Raw genomic sequence first — 19,184 nt, forward strand, 5'->3', positions numbered from 1 at the left:
ATGGACAGGCCAACGGAGAACGTCCTGACCAGGACCGCCGCGCCCCCGGACGGCGACGCCGTCCGACCGGCGGCGGGCAGGACGCGGGTCAGGCTCGGGCGGCTGCGCATCATCGTCTCGCTGTCGGTGATCGCCTGCTACGTGGCCGCCGCGGTGGTCGGGCCGATCCTGCTGCGGTACGACCCGGTCGCCACCGACCTCGGCTCCCGGCTGAAGCCGCCCGGCACCGTGCTGCCGGGCGGGCAGACCGCCTTCTTCGGCACCGACCAGGTCGGTCAGGACGTGCTCGCCCAGATGCTGCAGGGCGCGCGGGTGTCCATCACCGTCGGTGTGGCGACGCTCGTGCTCGCCGGCGTCATCGGCGTCGCCGCCGGCATCGCCGCCGGGTACTTCGGCGGCTGGCCGGACATGGTGCTGATGCGGCTGGCGGACGTGCAGCTCACCTTCCCGTCGATCCTGCTGGCCATCTTCATCGCCTCGATCCTCGGGCCGAGCGTGGTGAACGTCGTCATCGTCCTGTCCATCTCCAACTGGGTGACGTTCGCCCGGGTCACCCGCAGCCAGGTGCTCGGGCTGAAAAGCCGGGACTTCGTGGACGCCACCCGCACCCTCGGCGCGCGGACCTGGCATCTGGTGATCCGCAGCATCCTGCCGTCCATGATCGCGCCGATCCTGGTGGTCGCGACCGTGGAGCTGGGCCACGTGATCCTGGCCGAGGCGTCCTTGAGCTTCCTCGGCCTCGGCACCCCGGCCAGCACGCCGAGCTGGGGGCTGACCATTGCCAACGGCCGGGACTACCTGTCCAACGCGTGGTGGATCTCCACGATCCCCGGCATCGGCCTGGCCGTCCTGGTGATCAGCTTCGGCGTGCTGGGTGACGCGCTGCGCGACCGGTTCGATCCGCGGCTGAGGAGCATGTGATGGACGACCCACTGTTGTCGGTGCAGGACCTGACGGTGCGCTTCCGTACCAGGGCGGGAACGGTCACCGCCGTCGACCGGGTGAGCTTCGACCTGGCCGCCGGGGAGACCCTGGCCATCCTGGGCGAGACCGGCAGCGGTAAGAGCGTCACCGCCCAGGCCCTGATGGGGCTGGTGCCGCGACCGGCGGGAGAGGTGACCGGCGGCCGGATCGTCTATGACGGCACGGATCTGCTGACCCGCCCGCGATCGGACAACCGGCGGCTCAACGGGACCGACCTGGCCATGGTCTTCCAGGACCCGCTCAGCTCGCTCAACCCGGTCTTCCGGGTCGGCGCGCAGATCGGCGAGCTGTTCCGGCGCCGTCGTGGCGCCTCCCGCGCCGAGGCGCGGCGCCAGGCGATCGAGCTGATGGACCGGGTGGGCATCCCGGCGGCCGATCGCAGGGTCGACGACTATCCGCACCAGTTCTCCGGCGGCATGCGGCAGCGGGTGATGATCGCGATGGCGATCGCTCTCCGGCCCAGGGTGCTCATCGCCGACGAGCCCACCACCGCCCTGGACGTCACCGTCCAGGCGCAGGTCATGGCGTTGCTCGCCGAGCTGAAGTCGGAGCACCGCATGGCGATGATCCTCATCAGCCACGACCTCGGCGTGGTGGCCGGCGTCGCCGACCGGGTCATGCTCATGTACGCCGGCCGGGTCGTGGAGACCGGCGGCCTGCGCGAGGTCTACGAAACGACCGGGCATCCCTACACCCGTGGTCTCATGGCCTCGATCCCGGCGGTGGACGGCCCGCGCGAACGGCTGACGCCCATCAAGGGCTCGCCGCCGGACCTCATGCGGCTGCCCGCGAGCTGCCCGTTCCAGCCCCGGTGCGACTTCGCCACCGACGTGTGCGGCGCCGAGCGGCCGGAGCTGCTGCCCGTGCCCGCCCGGCCCGCGTCGCATCGGGCCGCCTGCCACCACGCGAAGGAGGTCGTGGCCGATGTCGTCGTCCCCGGCTGAGCCGCTGCTGTCGGTCAGAGACCTGCGCACCAGCTTCCCGGTCCGCTCCTCTCTGCTGCGCCGCAAGGTGGGCGCCGTCCAGGCCGTCTCGGGCGTCTCGTTCGACCTGCCGGCGGGCCGGACGCTGGGCCTGGTCGGCGAGTCGGGCTCGGGCAAGACGACGCTGGCGCGTACCGTCATCGGCCTGGCGCCGCCGGAGTCGGGGCAGGTGCTCTTCGACGGCCGTGACCTGCTGACCCTCCCGGGTGCCGACCTGCGGCAGGCGCGACGGCAGGTGCAGATGATCTTCCAGGATCCGTACGCGTCGCTGAACCCCCGGCTCACAGTCGAGCAGATCATCAGCGAGGCCTGGCTCATCAACCCCGGTGTCGTGCCCCGCGACAGGTGGGCCGCCGAGGTGCGGGACCTGCTGTCCAGGGTCGGGCTGAACCCGGACCACGCCGACCGCTACCCGCACCAGTTCTCCGGCGGGCAGCGCCAGCGGGTCGGCATCGCCCGCGCGCTGGCGCTCCGGCCGCGGCTGGTGATCTGCGACGAGGCGGTCTCGGCGCTGGACGTCTCGGTGCAGGCGCAGGTGCTGAACCTGCTCGTCGACCTCCAGGCGGAGCTGGGGCTCAGCTTCCTGTTCATCGCCCACGACCTGTCGGTGGTGCGGCACATCAGTGACGAGGTGGCGGTGATGTACCTCGGGAAGGTCGTGGAGATGGGCACGACGGAGCAGATCTTCGCCGCTCCTGTGCACCCGTACACACAGGCGTTGTTGTCCGCGGTGCCGGTGACCCGGCCGTGGGCCGCGCCGCCGCGACAGCAGATCATCCTCACGGGCGACATCCCGTCGCCCGTGTCGCCGCCGTCCGGCTGCCGGTTCAGGACCCGGTGCTGGAAGGCCCAGGATCGCTGCGCCACGGAGGAGCCGGCGCTGGCCGACCGGCTGGGTGACCACTCCTCCGCCTGTCACTTCCCCGAGCTGCCCGCCTCACCGGGGAGTTCCCGGTGAGCGGCCGGGTGCGGCTGGTCCTGGTCCGGCACGGCGAGTCGCTCTGGAACGTCGAGGAGCGCTACCAGGGGCAGGCCGACTCGGGGCTCACCGCCGCCGGGCGCGAGCAGGCCGAGATGGCCGCGTCCGTGCTGCTGGCCCGCTTCGGGACGCCCGAGCTGGTCGTCTCCAGCGACCTGCCGCGGGCCTGGGACACGGCGGGCGCGTACCTGCGCCGGCTCGACGTCCAGGTCAAGCGGGACGCCCGGTTGCGCGAGGCCGACATCGGGACCTGGGCGGGCCGGCCGTTCACCGAGATCGCGCAGGAGCATCCGGAGGTGCTCGCGGCGCTCGGCCGTGGCGAGGACGTGCGGCGCGGCGGCGGCGAGACCTTCGCCGAGCTGCGCCGGCGGGTGTGGCGGGCGCTCGCCGACGCCGCGGGCATGACGGCCGGTGACGCGACCGTCGTCGTGTTCACCCACGGCGGCCCGATCCGGGTGGCCGCGGCCGCCGCGCTGCGCCTGCCGCCGCCCGGCCACCTCGCCTTCGCCCCGCCGGTGAACACCTCGCTGACGGTCATCGGCTACGCGGGCGAACGGCAGCACCACTCGGTGGTCGAGTACAACGCGCCGACCGCCTGGGCCGCGCGGGCCGCGCGCGCCGACTGAATCGAAGGGATCAGCATGCTGACCGGATCGTTCACCTTCGTCGCCATGACCTACAACCTGTGGGGCGACTGGCATCTGGAGCAGCGGGAGCCGGCGATCCGCGACCTGTTCACCACCCGGCCGCCCGACCTCCTGGCGACCCAGGAGCTTCGCCCCCGCTCGCGCGCGGTGGTGGACGAGGCCATGCCGGGTCACGCGCGGGTGCACGACGACTTCCCCGGATGGGGGACGCAGAGCAACCTGTGGTGGCGGCGGGAGCTGTTCGACCTCGTGGAGCACGGGACCAGGGACGTCGGCATCCTCGACGCCGGCGCCAGGCTGTTCTGGGTACGGCTGCGCCCCAGGGCCGGCGGGGCGCGGACGCTGGTGTTCTCCACCGCGCACCTGACCTGGCCCGGCCACGCGCGGGAGCGGGAGGACGGCCGCAACCTGCGGACCGGGCAGGCGCGGCAGGTCGCCGCGGCGCTGGACGAGATCTCCGGCGACGAGGCGTGCCTGTTCACCGTGGACATCAACGACATCGGGCAGCCGCTGTGGGAGCTCGGCAACAGCGGCTTCCTCGACTCGTTCACCGCGCTGGGACGCACGTCGCCGGTCACCCACCCGGTGTCGCCGCTGCCGTTCGCCACCGGCAGGGGAACGCGCCTGTCCCCGCTGGGGTCCCCGTCCAAGGCCATCGACTGGATCTTCTCCCGGGGGCCGATCGCCACCCGGGCCAGCGAGGTCGTCGACTTCTTCTCGTCCGGGAACGCCCCCTCGGACCATCACCCCGTGGCGGCGACCTTCACGCTGCCGTCCAAGCAAGGAGAGAGGCCATGATCACACGATCCCGGGCCGGGAACCGCCTCGCCGCCATCGCCCTGGTGATGAGCCTCGCGGCCTGCGGCGGCTCCGGCGGCTCCGGCGGCGCTGCCGGCGAGGAGCAGGTGCTCCGCTATGCGCCGCAACTGTTCCCCGTGTCGCTCGACGTCCAGCAGTACCCGGCGGAAGAGGCCGTCCAGACCGCCGTCCAGCAGGGGCTCGAGACGCTCACCGTCATGAAGGACGGCCAGGCGGCCCCCAAACTGGCCACCTCGTGGGAGAGCCCCGACGACAGGACGTGGGTGTTCCACCTCCGCGAGGGGGTGACGTTCAGCGACGGGAGCGCCTTCACCGCCAAGGACGTCAAGGGTTCCGTGGAGCGGCTGATCGGCCTGAAGGGGTCGCTGGCGCCACTGCTCGCCTCCATCACCGCCGTCGAGGCCACCGACGACCGCACGGTGACCTTCCGCACCTCCGCGCCGCTGGGCACCCTGCCCAGCACCCTGTCCCTGGTGTTCATCGGCCAGGGCGACAAGGTCGCCAGCGACGCGTACTGGCAGAAACCGATCGGCACCGGGCCGTTCAAGTTCGACTCCTTCAGCCCCGACGACAAGGTGGAGCTCAGCCGCAACGACACCTACTGGGGCGCCAAGGCCAAGGTGGCGAAGCTGCAGATCCTCAACATGCCGGAGATCTCCGCGCGGATCACCGCGCTGAACAACGACGAGGTGGACGTGCTCGCCTCGATCCCGCCCGACCAGGTGGCCGAGGTGTCCGGCGTGGACGGGATCAAGTACGGGATCGGCCCGAGCTTCAACTACTACTTCATCTGGTTCAACCAGAACAACAAGCCGTTCGACGACGTCAAGGTACGCCAGGCCATGTTGCACGCCATCGACGTCAAGAGCGTCGTCGGCGACCTGTTCGGCGACCTCGGCACGGTGGCCAGGTCGCCGGTCACCCAGGCGGTCTTCGGGTCGGCCGAGCTGGAGCCGTACTCCTACGACCCGGCCCTGGCCAAGAAGCTGCTCGCCGAGGCCGGATACCCGAATGGCGTCACCACCACCATGCAGTGGCCGCTGTCGGGCGGGCCGAACATCCGGGCCATGGCGCAGGCGTTCATCTCGTCCTGGGAGAAGGTCGGCATCAAGGTGCAGCCGCAGGAGAAGGAGCGGGCGACCTGGCTGAAGGACTTCGCCGCCCTGCAGTGGGACATGAACCTGCAGACCAACACCACCGGCACCGGCGACGCCGACTTCACGCTGAACCGGCTGTACACCTGCGAGGCCAAGCGGATGGGCTACTGCAACAAGGATCTGGACTCGATCCTGGCCAAGGCGCGCGCCTCGCTGGACCAGAACGAGCGCAAGACCCTTTACGCCCAGGCCGACAAGATCATCTGGGAGGACGCGGTCGGCCTCTTCCCCGTGGACCTGAAGAACAACTACGCCGTCCGCGACGACGTCCAGGGCCTGGAGATGCCGGTCAGCGGACGGCCTGACTTCTCGCAGGTGTCCGTCGGCTAACAGCCTTTCTCGCCCGCCCTCACCCAAGGAAACCCTTCATGCCCCTCCGCACTGCCGTACTTGCCGGTCTCGCCGCCTTGACCACCCTTTCCGTCCAGACGATCAACGTACCCGCCGCTCAGGCCGCCCTGCCGGAGCCTGCCCGCAGCGCCTGCCGCAACGCCGCCGTGGCGCCGGTCGAGACCGGCGCCGCCTTCAACGACCCGGTCGCCGGCGCCGCGACCGCGGTCGTGGAACGGATCTGCTCACTGATCAAGCAGGCTCCCGCCGGGTCGTCGATCGAGATCGCCGAGTTCGTCGTCTCGGGCGACGCCGGCGCCGACTACGCGGCGGTGCTGCTCGACGCCTACCGCCGCGGCGTCGAGGTCCGCATGGTCATGGACGGCTACCAGATCGACAACCCCGCCGCCGCCTCGCTGATCAGCACGCTCGGCACCGACAAGTCGGCCACCTCGTGGGTGCACGTCTGCGGTCACCTCAGCCCGGAGGGGAACACCACCTCCTGCCAGGGCACCAAGGGCATGCACAACAAGTTCTCGCTGTTCTCCGAGACGGGCGGCCGGCGGGACGTCGTCGTCCAGGCCTCCAACAACATCACCGACGTCAACTCCACCAGCTACTGGAACAACCTGGTCGTGCTGCCCGGCGACCGCCGGCTCTTCAAGGGGTACGGCAAGTACTTCGACGACCTCGCCGCCGAGGTGCAGAACCCCGACTACGACACCACCGTCACCGCCGGCGGGCGGGGCGGCCGGATCACCGCCCAGTTCTACCCGGTCGCCGACCGCGACCCGATCGCCGACCGGCTCGGCGAGGTCCGCTGCGACCGCATGGGCCGCACCCGGGTCGAGATCGGCCAGTCCGAGTGGGACGCCACCCGCCTCGCGATCGTCGACCGGCTCGCGGCGCTGGTGAGCGCGGGATGCCGGGTACGCGTCGTGCACGGCCCGGCCGACGACGCGGTCACCGCCGCGCTCGACGCCGCCGGGGTGCGGCGGCGGGTGCTCGACGGCTCGACCCCGGCCGGGCGCGTCCACTCCAAGTACCTCGTGGTCACCGGGCAGGCGGGCGGGCGGAGCTGGGTGATGACCGGCAGCCACAACTTCAACGCCACCTCGCTGCGGCGTAACGACGAGGCGATGGTGGAGCTGTCCGAGCGGGGCGTCGTGGAGGCGTACGCGGCGAACTTCGCCCGGCTGTGGGAGGTCGGCGTGGTGGCGGGAGGCTAGCGGCTTCCTTACCCGTTCCGCGACGAGGCGTGGGCGGCTCGGCTCGGGAGGCCAGCGAGCCTCCCTACCCGTTCCGCGACGAGGTGTGGCGGGCCAGCCAGTCGCGGTAGCGGCGCAGCAGCCGGGCGCGGCGCCGCGCGTCCAGGCGCAGCGCGGCGTCGGGATCGGCGGTCTCGGGGGCGACGCCGCGGGCGGCGGTCCGGCGCAGTATCCACCGGACCGCGGCCTGCTTCGCGGCGGAGGCCGTCGCCTTGTCGGCCGCCGACGAGGCGGGCAGCGGCGCGGGGCCGGGCCGTCCGTGGAACCAGTCGCGGGGCAGGGCGGGGCGTTGCGCGAGGGCGGTGGCCACCCCGACGACGGCCACCCCGGCGCGCAGGACCTCGCGGGCCCCTTCCACGGTTCTGATGCCGCCGGTCAGCATGACGGGGACGGGCGAGGCCGCGACGATCTCGTGGGCGAGGTCGAGGAAGTACGCCTCCCGCGCCCGGGTGCTCTCGTCGAGGCCGGCCCCGTGCATGACCGGGCGCTCGGCGCTGCCGCCCGACAGCTCCACCAGGTCCACGGGGTGCTCGCCCAGCAGCTCGACGACGCGTACCGCGTCCTGCTGCCGGAAGCCGCCGCGCTGGAAGTCCGCCGTGTTGAGCTTGACGCCGAGCGCGGCGTGGGCGGGCATGGCCGCGCGTACGGCCCGCACGATCTCGATCAGCAGCCGGGCCCGCCGCTCGATCGGGCCGCCCCAGCGGTCGGTGCGCCGGTTGGCGAGCGGGGACAGGAACTGCGAGAGCAGGTAACCGTGCGCGGCGTGGATCTGCACCCCGGTGAAGCCGGCCTCGATCGCGCGAGCCGCGCTGGTGGCGAACATGGCGATCACGGCCCGGAGGTCGTCGTCGTCCATGGCGACCGGCCGGGCGAAGCCGCCTGCCCCGGAGATCGGGACGCCCGACGGCGACCAGGCGACGCCGCCCAGGTCGGCGCGTACCTGGCGGCCGGGGTGGTTGAGCTGCATCCACGCGGCGGCGCCGCCGGAGCGTGCGGCGGCGGCCCAGGCCGCGAACGGCTGAAGCGGCGCCCGCGCGTCGAGGACGACCCCGGCCGGCCCGGTCATCGCGCGGGCGTCCACCATGACGTTGCCGGTGATGAGCAGGCCGGCGCCGCCGGCGGCCCAGCCGCGGTAGAGCTTGCGGAGGCGGTGGTCGGGAATCTGGCCGGGCGCCGCGAGGTTCTCCTCCATCGAGGCCTTGGCGACCCGGTTGCGCAGCACCGCGCCGCCGGGAAGGGACAGTGGGGAGAACAGCACTTCAGCCGGGTCCGAGCCGTGCACGTGTTGCAGGTTATGCAAAGGTTTGGGCATTATGCAATACATGGACATGCAGGGGATCAATCCGGCAGGCGGCGCCGAGCCCGCTCCGATCGTGCTCGGCGGCAACGTGTTCGGCTGGACCGCCGACCGCGACGCTTCGTTCGCCGTCCTGGACGCGTTCGTGGCGGCGGGCGGCACGCTCATCGACACCGCCGACTCCTACTCGCAGTGGGCGCCGGGCAACTCCGGCGGCGAGTCGGAGACGATCATCGGCGCCTGGCTGGCCGGGCGCGGCGACGGCCCGCCGGTGTCGATCGCCAGCAAGGTGAGCCAGTCGAAGCGCCGGCAGGGGCTCGCCCCTGACAACATCCGCGCCGCCGCCGACGACTCCCTCGCCCGGCTCGGCCGTTCGTCGATCGACCTCTACTACGCCCACTTCGACGAGGAGAACCGTCCCATCGAGGAGATCGCGCGGGCCTTCTCCCGACTGCGGGACGACAAGCTGATCGCCGCGATCGGCGTGTCCAACTTCAGCGCCGAGCGGATCGCCGCATGGCTGGACGTGGCGGAGCGGGAGGGGCTGCACGGCCCGACCGTGATCCAGAAGGAGTACAGCCTCATGGAGCGCGGCATCGAGGCCGACATCATCCCCCTCGCCCGCGAGCGTGGCCTGACCGTCATGACGTACTACTCGCTCGCCCGCGGGTTCCTCACCGGCAAGTACCGCGACGGCGCGACGGTGCACAGCCCCAGGGCCCAGGCCGCTGCGGCGTACCTGGACGAGCGCGGCCACGCGGTGCTTCGCGCGCTCGACGAGGTGGCCGCCCGCCACCAGGCCGCGCCGGCCGCCGTCGCCCTCGCCTGGCTGGCCGTCCGGCCCGCCGTCAGCGGCGTCATCGCTTCCGCCCGCGACACCGGCCAGCTCCGCGACCTGCTCGCCGCCGGGCAGGTGCGGCTCAGCGAGGAGGACGTCGCGCGACTCGACGCAGCCTCGACAGCGAGCCGATGACCCGAACCGGCAGATGCCCGTCCCGACGCGATCTCCACGCCGGGACGGTGACGCGAACCGGCAGATGTCCGGCCCGACGTAGCCTCCGCGCCGGGCCCATGACACTGACCCGTGGATGTGCGGCTCGGCGGCGTCGGCGTGCTTGAGCGCGATCGTCGCTGACTAGGATTCAAGCATGGGCGATTGGACCCCACCCGCCGCCGGAGGGGACCGGCAATCCGGGCAGAACGTGATCGTCGCGCTCCGCCGGGGCCTGGACATCCTCGACATGTTCAGCGCCGACCGACGGGTGGTCGGCATCACCGACATCGCCCTCGAACTCGGCATCCACAAGTCCAGCGCGTCCCGGCTGGCGGCGACCCTGGCCTCGGCCGGATACCTCGTGGCGGCGTCGGCCGGCAACTACACGCTCGGGCCGCGGATCGCCGTGCTGGGCTCGCTGCTGGCCGCCCGTCAGGATCTCGCCTCCGTGGTCACCCCGTTCCTGCGGGAGCTGGTGGAACGCACCGGCGAGACCGGGCACCTGGCCGTGCTCGACGACACCGTCGCCAAGACCGTGCAGGTGGTCGACGGCTGGCACACGGTGCGCATGCACTCATGGGCCGGCAAGCTGTCGCCGGCGCACTGCAGCTCCATGGGCAAGGCGCTGCTGGCGGGCCTGGACGGCTCCGAGGTCGGGAAGCGATATCCGGACGCGGAGCTGCCGGTGCGGACCGTGCACACCATCGGCACGGTCGAGAAGCTGTACGACGAGCTGGCGCGCATCCGCCGCACCGGGTACAGCCTCGACAACGAGGAGCTGGAGGCGGGGCTGCGCTGCGTGGCCGCGCCGGTCTTCTCGCCCGAAGGGGTGGTGGACGCCAGCATCAGCATCTCCGGTCCCGCCCAGCGGCTGACCCGCGATCGCATGACGGTCCTGACCAAGCTGGTGCGCTGGTACGCGTGGCGGGCGAGCATGGCCCGCGGCCTCCTCACCGTGCCCCCGGGCTGGGCAGCGGCCCCCACGGAGGAACCACCGGCCCCGGACTGGATCGACCGCCCCACGACCACCGACCGCCCCGACACCTGAGAAGGTGTCTCGGAACCGCTCGATGATCTTTGGGTGATCCGCAGCCACGTTGAGTGTGAGCTGGCCTGATATGGACAGGGTCAGAAGCCTGACAAGGCGCGGCTGCTGGGAGAGGCTTGACAGTGAGCGGCGTGCGCCATCGATCCAGCAACCGGCCATCACCTGGTGGGGAGGACGCATGGTTGACGAGGGACAGAACTACATCAGAGCCGGTTTCAAGGGGGGTAACGACGACACCCGCACCGCGGGCGGCGAGACCTTACCAATGAGCCTGAGCATCGTGGACATACCCAGGCCATGGGTACGCATCCAGCAACTCGGAGTCAGCTTACTCTCCGATGTCAGCGACTTTGTCAGCAACGCCCCCCTCCCTGCCTTGCAGCAGCAATACACCGACGACTCAACGATCGACGACGGGGACGAGGCGCTCATGAACATCCTCAAGGAGATCCCGATCATCGGCGGCACCAGCAGCGCGGAAGAGTGACGTCATGGCATCGCTTCGGACCCCTGTGCAGGTGCCGGTCTGGGCGGTCAAGACCGCCCGTGGGCCGCTGATCGCCCTGGCCGAACCCGATCCCGCCGAGCTCAGCGATGACGGGATCCTGGTGCTGCGGCAGGTCTCAGGCCAGGCCGGCCTGGTCGACCCCGTCGCTGTGACGGGGGACTTGTCGATCACGCAGGACCTGATGGTCGGCCAGAACGCGGCCGGGATCGGTATCGCGATTGCGATGCTCGTCTCCGTGCCGTCCCTCGATCCTACCCAGGCCACCCAATGGGGCTTGGCAGACGGAATCCTGACGATTCCCCGCCGGGTCGTGACCGACAAGCCCACCTCCACCGGCGGATGCGCCCTGGCCCAGAGCACACTGAGCTTCCCCGCCGACGCGGCCCCCGCCCCTGCCGCCACCACCCTCCAGGTGCCGGTGCAGTTGCTGCTCGGGCAGGACGCTGCAGGGCATGTGGTCGCCGTGGCGGTGCCGCTCAGGCCCTTCGCCACCGAGCTGGTCAGCCGGTGGCTGCCCGCCCACACAGCCGTCACGGTCGGCGCCTGACACCTCGCAACGGTCTGAGCGACCGACCGGCCCGGAACCGCCGACCGGCCGGATGCCTGAGCGATCGGCCGAGGCGCGCCATCCGATACCGGAGCGGCGAGGGCCTGGAGTTCGCAGCCCCGGTTCAGCGGGTGGCGGCGTGCAGGCCCGCGAGGTAGCCGAAGGTCATGCCCACGGCGAGGGTCGCTCCCGGCCCCGGGTAGCCGTCGCGGGTCCAGAAGGCCGCGGCGTTGCCGACCGCGTACAAACCGGGCAGGGGCGGCCCCTCGCGGGTGAGGGTGCGCCCGGCGGGGTCGGTGACGGGCCCGCCCTTGGACCCGATCACCCCCGAGTACACGCGCATCGCGTAGTACGGCGCCCGGTCGATCGGCCCCAGGCAGCGGTTGCCCTCCTGCCAGGGGTCGCCGTAGTAGTCGTCGTAGGCGTTCGCGCCCCGCTGGAAGTCGTGGTCGGCGCCCTCGGCGCAGAAGCCGTTCCAGCGCTCGACGGTCGCGGCGAGCCCGTCCGGGTCCACGCCGATGCGCCTGGCGAGGGTGGCCAGGCTGTCAGCGGTGACGATGTGGCCCGGCAGGGGGCCGTCCGGGGTCAGCCCGGGGAGCGGGTAGCGCTCGCGGAAGCCCTCGTCGAAGATCAGGTACGCTTCGTCGCCGGGTTCGAGCCGGTGCATGGCCTTGCCGAACTCGTTGTACGGCGCCGCCTCGTCCACGAAGCGCCGGCCCTGCCGGTTGACCACGATCTGCCGCGGCACCCCGCGCTCGCGCACGAGCCCGCGCGGGTACGGCAGGCCGTCCACGAGGTCGCCCTCGGGCCGCGCCATGGGCATCCACCAGCCTTCGGACAGGTTGTCGACGGGCAGGCCCAGGTCGCCGGCGACGGTGAGGGCGATCCCTGTGTCGCTGGGCGCCGAGGCGGACACACCGAGCCCGGCCGGCAGCAGCCGGTGGCGCAGCTCGTCCGTCGCGTCGAACGCGCCGGTGGCCAGCACGACCGAGGACGCCCGGATGATCCGCTCACCGTCGCCGTCGCGCACCCGCACACCAGTGACAGCGCCGCCGTCGGCGGTCAGCACTCCGAGCAGTGCGGTGCTCGTCCTGACCGTGGCGCCGGCCCTGACGACCCCGTCGAGCAGCGCGGCGACCAGCCCGAGCCCGCCCGTCCGGATCCCCTGAGCCATCCTGTCCGCGAGCAGCTCGCGATCCATACGGTCCGGGTAGCGCCATTTCTCCCATTCGGCGTGCGTGATCGGGCTGTATCCCGGCGGCTGCCGGACCGCCCGCGCCTCAGGCACCAGCTCACGAAGATCGACCGGCGCCACGTCGAAGCACCGCCCGCCGCGGGTCGCCCCCGCGCGGTCCTGGTGGTAGTCGGGATAGTTCGGGCAGACGACGAACCGGTGCGGGGAGTGCTTCTCCACGAAGGCGGCCATCACGCGGGCCTCCCGGACGAACGTGCGGATCATCGCCTCGTACCGGGTGTCGAAGATCTGGTCGAGGTACCGGTTCGCCAGCTCCTCGGAGTCGCCCGCGTTCTCGGGTGTGCCGTTGGCGGGCAGCCACACGCGTCCGCCGCCGAGCGCGCTGGTGCCGCCGATCTCAGCCGCGGACTCGATCACCAGGGTGCGCGCGCCGCTCGTGGCCGCGGCCAGGGCGGCCGTGAGCCCGGCGGCGCCGCTTCCGGCGACGACGACGTCGTAGGTCTCGCTCATCGATGTCCTCTCATTCCGGCCGGCGCAGGTTGAGCACCACGATGCGCGGGTCGGTCATGTCGTGGACCGCGTACCGGGGGCCCTCCACGCCGTGCCCGCTGTCCTTGACCCCGCCGTACGGCATGGCGTCGGCGTGGTAGCTGGAGGTGTCGTTGATCATGACGCCGCCGACGCGCAGGGTGCGGGCGGCGTGGAAGGCACGGTCGAGGTCCTGGGTGAAGACGCCGGCCTGCAGCCCGTACCGGCCCGCGTTGACCCTGGCGATCGCGTCGTCGAGGTCGCGCACGGGGACGACGGACACGACGGGCGCGAAGATCTCCTCGGTGAGCACCTCGCTCTCCTCGGGCGGCTCGGCGAGCAGCGCCGGCGTGAGCACGCTGCCGGAGCGTTCGCCCCCGACCCGCAGCCGCGCCGCTTTGCCCGCCGTCTCGACCCAGGTCGCGGCGCGCCGGGAGGCGGCTTCGGAGATGAGCGGGCCGACGTCGGTGCCCGCCGCCCGCGGATCTCCCGCCTTGAGCCCGGCGACGCGGTCGGCCAGCGCCTCGGTCAGCTCGTCGAAGCGGGTGTGCTCGACCAGGAGGCGCTGCACGCTGGTGCACACCTGGCCGGCCTTGCGGAAGCCGGCCGTGGCCACCAGCCGTACGACGTCGTCGAGCCGGGCGTCGGCGGCGACGATCGAGACGCTGTTGGAGCCGAGTTCGAGGTGGGTCCTGGCGAGGCCGGCGCCTGCGGAGATGAGGCGTCCCACGGCGGTGGAGCCGGTGAAGGTGTAGAAGCGCACCCGGTCGTCGCCGAGCAGCGCGGGCCCGATCACGCCGCCCGGCGCGCACACGAGTTGCAGCAGGCCGGGCGGCAGCCCGGCGTCGATGAACGCGTTGACGACGTTGATCGCGCTCAGCGGCGTCTTCTCGGCCGGTTTGAGCACGACCGCGTTGCCCGCGGCGATGGCGGGGCCGACCTTGTGCGCGACGGTGGACAGGGGGGCGTTGAAGGGTGAGATCGCGACGACCACGCCGACGGGCACGCGGGTGGTGAAGGCCAGGCGGTTCTCGCTGCCGGGCGTCGCGGCGAGCGGCACCTGCTCGCCCGCGACGCGCAGCGCCTCCTCGGCGCTCAGCCGGTAGATGCCCACCGCCCGCCGCAGCTCGCCCCGCGCGTCGGATTCCAGGAAGCCGGTCTCCCCCACGTAGTCGTCGACGAGCCGGTCAGCCCGTTCCTCCATCAGGTCGGCGACCCGGGACAGGATGCGGGCTCGTTCGCCCTCGCCCAGCGGGGTGTGCGAGGCGCGGTACGCGCCGGCGATCGCGTCCTGGGCGTCGGCCGGTGTGGCCTCGGCGACGCCGGCGAGCATGTCGCCGGAGTACTTGTCCAGGACCTCGATCCGGCCGGCCGTTTCCCGCCATTCCCCGTCGATATGCAGGCCGCTCGGGCGTACCGCTGCGCTCATTCAGGTCTCCTTGACGTGCCACTCAGAGACTACCTACCATCTCACATCATGCAAGGCGTTGCATGTGATGCAATGCGATAGAGATCGCTGTGCTCCTACCAGCGGAATCAATCATGGAGGTCAGCCTGTGAGCCTCACCGGCGCACAGATCATCACCGAATACCTGGTCCGCGAGAACGTGCCCTACGCCGTCGGTCTCTGCGGCCACGGAGACCTCGGCCTGCTGGACGCCCTCGTGGAGCGGCAGGACGAGATCGCCACGATCTCGGTCCACCACGAGTCGCTGGCGGGGTTCATCGCCGACGCCTACCACCGCATCACGCACCAGCCGCTGGCGACCTTCACCTCGTGCGGTCCCGGCTCGGCCAACCTGCCCATCGCCCTCGGCTCCGCGCTGATGGACGACTCCGCCTTCCTGGCGATCACCGGCAACGTCGCGACGAGCCAGTTCAACCGCGGGCCGTTCCAGGAGACCGGGCGGCACTTCCAGGCCGACTTCCCCAGCGTGCTCCGGCCGTACGTCAAGCGCGGCTTCCAGGCCACCCGCGCGGAGCAGCTCCCGCTCATGCTGCGGCAGGCGTTCGCGCTGATGCGCGGCGGCCGTCCCGGCCCCGTGCACCTGGACGTGCCGCTGGACGTGTTCGTGGACCGCACCGACGAGCCGGTCCCCGACCCCGCCGACTGGGGCACCGGCCGGCCGGCCGCACCGGGCGCGGGGCGCGCCGAGCTCGACGCGGCCTGCGCGCTCATCCGCGACTCCGCCCGCGTGGTGATCGTCGCCGGGTCCGGGGTGGAGGGCAGCGAGGCGGAGGCGGAGCTGCTGGCCTTCGCCAGGGAGCACGGCTTCCCCGTCGCGACCTCACCGCTGGGCAAATCGGGATTTCCCAGCAGCGATCCGCTCGCGCTCGGCGCTACCGGCCGCAACGGCACCTACCAGGCCAACCACGCCGCCAGGAACGCCGAACTGGTGCTGGCGTTCGGCACCCGGTTCGACGACCGGGCGACCAGCTCGTGGCTGCCCGGCTACACCTACTCCTTCCCGCCCGCGAAACTCGTCCACGTCCACGTGGACGCGCAGGAGCTGGGCCGCAACTTCCCGCCCGCGCTGGGCATCTGCGCCTCGCCGCGCGAGGTGCTCGCCCAATTGCGGGAGCGGCTGCCCGATTTCCCGCCGTCCGGCGCGGTCGCCGGGGGGCGCCGCCGCTGGCTGGACGAGCTCGGCGAGGCGCGGGCGAAGTGGGTCGCGCACACCGAGCCGCACGACCACTCCGACGCCACCCCCATCCGGCCGGAGCGCGTGCTGGCCGAGCTGCGCGGCGCGCTGCCCGCCGACGGCATCCTGCTCAGCGACGTGGGCGTGCACCACAACTGGATCGTGCAGAACTGGCGCACCGACGCGCCCCGCACCGTGCTGCAGAGCTGGGGTTTCGCCTCGATGGGCTTCGGCGTCGGCGGCGTGCTCGGCGCGCACCTCGCCGCGCCGGAGCGGCCCGCCGTCGCGGTCGTCGGCGACGGCGGGTTCCTGATGTTCCCCAGCGCCGTGGCGACCGCCGTCGAGTACGACATCCCCGCCGTCTGGGTCGTCTGGAACAACGGCGGCTACGTCTCCATCCGCGACCAGCAGAAGCTCTACTTCGGCGCGGACCGGCAGCTCGCCACGAGCTTCGAGCACGTCGCGAGCCGCACGCCGTACTCGGCGGACTTCGCCGCGCTCGCCCGCTCGATGGGCGGCGAGGGCCTCACGGTCACCGAGGCGTCCGACCTCGGGCCGGCGCTGAAGACCGCGATCGACCTGCGCCGTCCCGTCGTGGTCGACGTGCGCGTCGACGACGCGGCCGGCCCGCCGGCCGCGGCCACCTGGGAGCTGCCGCCGCTCCCCCACCCCGAGCCGTCGTTCGGCTGGCCGCAGGCGCAGCAGGGAACGCGATGAAAGCGCTGGTCAAAACCGCGCCCGGCCCCGGCGGGCTGGAGTGGGCCGACGTGCCCGAACCCCGGCCCGCCGAGGGGGAGGTGCTGCTCGAACTGGTGGCCGCCGGTCTGTGCCACACCGACCTGGGCATGATCAACGGCGACTACGGCCCCGGCAGCGGGTACGCGCCGAGCTTCCCCCTCGTGCTCGGCCACGAGTACACCGGCCGCGTGGTCGAGACCGGCCCTGGCGCCGCCGTCCCCGTCGGCAGCCGCGTCGTCGGCAGCGCGCACCTCACCTGCGGCGCGTGCGCCTGGTGCCGCCGGGGCCGGTCCATGTTGTGCGAAAGCCGCAAGGTCCTCGGGCTCGACGTGGACGGGGTGTTCGCCGAACGCTTCACCGTGCCGGCGCGCAACCTCGCGATCCTGCCCCCTGACGTGCCCGACCGGCTGGCCGTGCTGGCGGAGCCGTTCGCCGTCGCGGCGCACGCCGTGGACGTCGCCCGGCTCGGCCCCGGCGACGACGTCTGCGTCATCGGCCCCGGCACCATCGGCCTGCTCACCCTCGGCGCGCTCGCCGGGCGGCGGGTCACCGTGGTCGGCAGGGCCGAGGACGCCCCGGAGCGGGCGATGCGGCTCGGCGCGGACGCGGTCGTCACCGCCCCCGACGAGGTCGAGGCCCTGTACGGCCGGTTCGACGTGGTGTTCGAGACCGCGGGCAGCGCGTCGGCGGTGACCACCGCGACCCGGCTGCTCGGCCGCGGCGGGCGGCTGATCTGCGTCGGGCTTCCGGCCGGACAGGCCCGCTTCTCCTCCGCCCAGCTCTCCTGGAACGAGCAGACGATCGTCGGCTCCCGCGCCTACGACGTCTCCACCTGGGCCTGCGTGCCGGAAAGGCTCGCCGCGGCCCCCGGCCTGGAATCCATCGTCACGCACACCGTGCACCTGTCGGACCATCAGCGCGCGCTGGAGCTGGTCGAGTCCCGGCAGGCGGCCAAGGTGCTGCTGCACTCCTGAGGAAGGCAAGACGTTGAGCGAACAATCGCCCGACCGCGCGGACGTCGTCGTCGTAGGCGGCGGCAACGCCGGTTTCTCCGCAGCCCACGCCGCCGCAGAACGCGGGCGCCGGGTCGTCCTGCTGGAACGCGCGCCGCGCGAGCTGGCGGGCGGGAACAGCTACTACACGGCGGGCGCGACCCGCATCACGCACGCGGGTCTGGACGACCTGCTGGACTTCGTCGAACCCGACGAGCGGCACGCCCGCACCGTGGTGCCCGCCTACTCGGCGGACGAGTTCGCCGCCGACCTGGTCAAGGTGACCGGCGGGCGCAACGACGCCCGGATGACCGAGCTGCTGATCGGCGACAGCGCGGGCACGATCCGCTGGCTCGCCGCCAAGGGCGTCCGGTACCGGCTGATGTACGAGCGGCAGGCGTACGAGCGGGAGGACGGCGGCTTCCTGTTCTGGGGCGGCCTGCACGTCGGCAACGTCGGCGGCGGCGTCGGCCTGGTCGCCGACCACACCCGCGCCGCCGAGGCCGGGGGCGTCGGCATCCGTTACGGCCACCGGGTGACGGGCTTCCTCACCGGCGACGGCGGGAGCGTGACCGGCGTCCGGTACGAGAGCGCCGGCGGTGTCACCGGCGAGCTGCGGGCGGACTCGGTGATCATCGCCTCCGGCGGGTTCGAGGCCAACCCCGGGATGCGGGAGGAGCACCTCGGCGCCGGATGGGGCAGGGCGAAGGTGCGCGGCACGCCGTACAACACCGGTGAGCTGCTGCTCCGCGCGCTGGAGCTCGGCGCCGCCCGCGGCGGCGACTGGACGACCTGCCACAGCGTGGCGTGGGACGCCCTCGCCGAGCACAACGAGAGCAACCGCGAGCTGACCAACCGCCTCACCCGGCAGAGCTATCCGCTCGGCATCGTCGTCAACGCGGAAGGCAGGCGCTTTCTCGACGAGGGCGCCGACTTCCGCAACTACACCTACGCCAAGTACGGCCGGGAGATCCTGCGCCAGCCCGGCTCGATCGCCTACCAGATCTACGACGCCAGGCTCCGGCCGCTGCTCCGCACCGAGGAGTACGACATGCCGGGCATCAGCGTCGTCGAGGCCGGCAGCGTCGAGGAGCTCGCCGACGGCCTCGGCATCGACGCCGCCGCGCTCTCCTCCACCGTCAAGGAGTTCAACGCCTCGATCGAGACGGACCGCCCGTTCGACCCCACCGTCAAGGACGGCAGGCGCGCCCGCGTCACTCCCCCGAAGAGCAACTGGTCCTCGCCGATCGACCGGCCGCCCTTCTACGCCTACCCGGTGACCTGCGGCATCACCTTCACCTTCGGCGGGCTGAAGGGGGACGACCACGGGCGCGTCCTGCGCGAGGACGGCACCGTCGTCCCCGGGCTGTTCGCGGCGGGCGAGGCGCTGGGCGGCCTGTTCAGCGGCAACTATCCGGGCGGCACGGGCCTGACCGCCGGAATGGTGTTCGGCCGGCGGGCCGGCTCCGTCGCCTGACACCCCCTGGCGGCTCACCGGAGCCGCCGCCCCTTCGCGCCTTGCGAAGAC

Annotated in this window: 17 protein-coding genes; 14 read left to right on the forward strand and 3 right to left on the reverse strand. The window is 72.3% G+C overall.

The genetic code is table 11. The features are described 5' to 3' along the window. From ABD331_RS41300 to ABD331_RS41330, 7 genes are read left to right on the forward strand one after another with little or no spacing between them, the layout of a single operon-like run. Entirely contained in the window at positions 1–921 is a 921-nt protein-coding gene (locus ABD331_RS41300; protein WP_344487791.1) for an ABC transporter permease, read from the forward strand. Further along, complete coding sequence (locus ABD331_RS41305) at positions 921–1,928, forward strand: ABC transporter ATP-binding protein (protein WP_344487793.1); 1,008 nt, start codon at positions 921–923, stop codon at positions 1,926–1,928. Before ABD331_RS41300 ends, ABD331_RS41305 begins: the two co-directional genes overlap by 1 nt. Continuing rightward, the gene (locus tag ABD331_RS41310; RefSeq protein WP_344487795.1) at positions 1,909–2,925 is read left to right on the forward strand and encodes an ABC transporter ATP-binding protein; all 1,017 of its coding nucleotides are present in this window, start codon (positions 1,909–1,911) and stop codon (positions 2,923–2,925) included. Before ABD331_RS41305 ends, ABD331_RS41310 begins: the two co-directional genes overlap by 20 nt. Continuing rightward, entirely contained in the window at positions 2,922–3,572 is a 651-nt protein-coding gene (locus ABD331_RS41315) for a histidine phosphatase family protein (protein ID WP_344487797.1), read from the forward strand. Before ABD331_RS41310 ends, ABD331_RS41315 begins: the two co-directional genes overlap by 4 nt. A 15-nt stretch (positions 3,573–3,587) precedes the next feature. Further along, entirely contained in the window at positions 3,588–4,391 is an 804-nt protein-coding gene (locus ABD331_RS41320) for an endonuclease/exonuclease/phosphatase family protein (RefSeq protein ID WP_344487799.1), read from the forward strand. Further along, complete coding sequence (locus ABD331_RS41325) at positions 4,388–5,899, forward strand: ABC transporter substrate-binding protein (protein WP_344487801.1); 1,512 nt, start codon at positions 4,388–4,390, stop codon at positions 5,897–5,899. Before ABD331_RS41320 ends, ABD331_RS41325 begins: the two co-directional genes overlap by 4 nt. A 38-nt stretch (positions 5,900–5,937) precedes the next feature. Then, positions 5,938–7,128 (forward strand): phospholipase D-like domain-containing protein, encoded by a 1,191-nt coding sequence (locus ABD331_RS41330; RefSeq protein ID WP_344487803.1) that lies wholly within the window; start codon positions 5,938–5,940, stop codon positions 7,126–7,128. A gap of 64 nt (positions 7,129–7,192) precedes the next feature. Here ABD331_RS41330 and ABD331_RS41335 read toward each other — a convergent pair whose 3' ends face one another. Then, positions 7,193–8,449, reverse strand: a complete 1,257-nt coding sequence (locus ABD331_RS41335; protein ID WP_344487805.1) for an oxidoreductase — start codon at positions 8,447–8,449, stop codon at positions 7,193–7,195. A gap of 40 nt (positions 8,450–8,489) precedes the next feature. Between ABD331_RS41335 and ABD331_RS41340 the strand changes: the two genes are divergently transcribed. The 4 genes from ABD331_RS41340 (at position 8,490) to ABD331_RS41355 (ending at position 11,561) form a co-directional block, all read left to right on the forward strand. Beyond that, complete coding sequence (locus ABD331_RS41340) at positions 8,490–9,437, forward strand: aldo/keto reductase (RefSeq protein ID WP_344487807.1); 948 nt, start codon at positions 8,490–8,492, stop codon at positions 9,435–9,437. 175 nt (positions 9,438–9,612) lie between these two features. After that, the gene (locus ABD331_RS41345; RefSeq protein ID WP_344487811.1) at positions 9,613–10,506 is read left to right on the forward strand and encodes an IclR family transcriptional regulator; all 894 of its coding nucleotides are present in this window, start codon (positions 9,613–9,615) and stop codon (positions 10,504–10,506) included. 178 nt (positions 10,507–10,684) lie between these two features. Then, positions 10,685–10,993 carry a hypothetical protein gene (locus ABD331_RS41350; RefSeq protein WP_344487813.1) on the forward strand — a complete coding sequence of 103 codons (309 nt, stop codon included), beginning with the start codon at positions 10,685–10,687 and terminating at the stop codon, positions 10,991–10,993. Positions 10,994–10,997: 4 nt separating this feature from the next. Continuing rightward, positions 10,998–11,561 carry a hypothetical protein gene (locus ABD331_RS41355; RefSeq protein ID WP_344487815.1) on the forward strand — a complete coding sequence of 188 codons (564 nt, stop codon included), beginning with the start codon at positions 10,998–11,000 and terminating at the stop codon, positions 11,559–11,561. Between the two features lie 124 nt (positions 11,562–11,685). Here ABD331_RS41355 and ABD331_RS41360 read toward each other — a convergent pair whose 3' ends face one another. Together ABD331_RS41360 and ABD331_RS41365 are read right to left on the reverse strand one after the other, a co-directional pair. Further along, complete coding sequence (locus tag ABD331_RS41360; protein ID WP_344487817.1) at positions 11,686–13,266, reverse strand: FAD-dependent oxidoreductase; 1,581 nt, start codon at positions 13,264–13,266, stop codon at positions 11,686–11,688. A gap of 10 nt (positions 13,267–13,276) precedes the next feature. Continuing rightward, on the reverse strand, positions 13,277–14,713 hold the full coding sequence (locus tag ABD331_RS41365) for an aldehyde dehydrogenase family protein (RefSeq protein ID WP_344487819.1): 1,437 nt from the start codon (positions 14,711–14,713) through the stop codon (positions 13,277–13,279). A gap of 127 nt (positions 14,714–14,840) precedes the next feature. Here ABD331_RS41365 and ABD331_RS41370 point away from each other — a divergent pair, with 127 nt between their 5' ends. Genes ABD331_RS41370 through tcuA form a run of 3 tightly spaced genes read left to right on the forward strand, consistent with a single transcriptional unit; the run spans position 14,841 to position 19,133 of the window. Then, the gene (locus ABD331_RS41370) at positions 14,841–16,643 is read left to right on the forward strand and encodes a thiamine pyrophosphate-binding protein (protein WP_344487821.1); all 1,803 of its coding nucleotides are present in this window, start codon (positions 14,841–14,843) and stop codon (positions 16,641–16,643) included. After that, complete coding sequence (locus tag ABD331_RS41375) at positions 16,640–17,638, forward strand: zinc-dependent alcohol dehydrogenase (RefSeq protein ID WP_344487823.1); 999 nt, start codon at positions 16,640–16,642, stop codon at positions 17,636–17,638. The genes ABD331_RS41370 and ABD331_RS41375 overlap by 4 nt, the downstream gene beginning before the upstream one ends. Positions 17,639–17,651: 13 nt before the next feature. After that, positions 17,652–19,133: an FAD-dependent tricarballylate dehydrogenase TcuA gene (gene tcuA, locus ABD331_RS41380; protein WP_344487825.1), complete on the forward strand. Its 1,482-nt coding sequence runs from the start codon at positions 17,652–17,654 to the stop codon at positions 19,131–19,133. Positions 19,134–19,184 lie beyond the last annotated feature (51 nt).

Source organism: Nonomuraea monospora (genome assembly GCF_039531895.1).
Classification (GTDB): Bacteria; Actinomycetota; Actinomycetes; order Streptosporangiales; family Streptosporangiaceae; genus Nonomuraea; species Nonomuraea monospora.

Bases quoted from the DNA above. Each gene is read 5' to 3' on its own strand.
- ABD331_RS41325 (WP_344487801.1), top strand. From the start codon at position 4,388: ATGATCACACGATCCCGGGCCGGGAACCGCCTCGCCGCCATCGCCCTG.
- ABD331_RS41320 (WP_344487799.1), top strand. From the start codon at position 3,588: ATGCTGACCGGATCGTTCACCTTCGTCGCCATGACCTACAACCTGTGG.
- ABD331_RS41360 (WP_344487817.1), bottom strand. From the start codon at position 13,266: ATGAGCGAGACCTACGACGTCGTCGTCGCCGGAAGCGGCGCCGCCGGG.
- ABD331_RS41355 (WP_344487815.1), top strand. From the start codon at position 10,998: ATGGCATCGCTTCGGACCCCTGTGCAGGTGCCGGTCTGGGCGGTCAAG.
- ABD331_RS41345 (WP_344487811.1), top strand. From the start codon at position 9,613: ATGGGCGATTGGACCCCACCCGCCGCCGGAGGGGACCGGCAATCCGGG.
- ABD331_RS41305 (WP_344487793.1), top strand. From the start codon at position 921: ATGGACGACCCACTGTTGTCGGTGCAGGACCTGACGGTGCGCTTCCGT.
- ABD331_RS41310 (WP_344487795.1), top strand. From the start codon at position 1,909: ATGTCGTCGTCCCCGGCTGAGCCGCTGCTGTCGGTCAGAGACCTGCGC.
- ABD331_RS41375 (WP_344487823.1), top strand. From the start codon at position 16,640: ATGAAAGCGCTGGTCAAAACCGCGCCCGGCCCCGGCGGGCTGGAGTGG.
- ABD331_RS41350 (WP_344487813.1), top strand. From the start codon at position 10,685: ATGGTTGACGAGGGACAGAACTACATCAGAGCCGGTTTCAAGGGGGGT.
- ABD331_RS41300 (WP_344487791.1), top strand. From the start codon at position 1: ATGGACAGGCCAACGGAGAACGTCCTGACCAGGACCGCCGCGCCCCCG.
- ABD331_RS41365 (WP_344487819.1), bottom strand. From the start codon at position 14,713: ATGAGCGCAGCGGTACGCCCGAGCGGCCTGCATATCGACGGGGAATGG.
- ABD331_RS41330 (WP_344487803.1), top strand. From the start codon at position 5,938: ATGCCCCTCCGCACTGCCGTACTTGCCGGTCTCGCCGCCTTGACCACC.
- ABD331_RS41340 (WP_344487807.1), top strand. From the start codon at position 8,490: ATGGACATGCAGGGGATCAATCCGGCAGGCGGCGCCGAGCCCGCTCCG.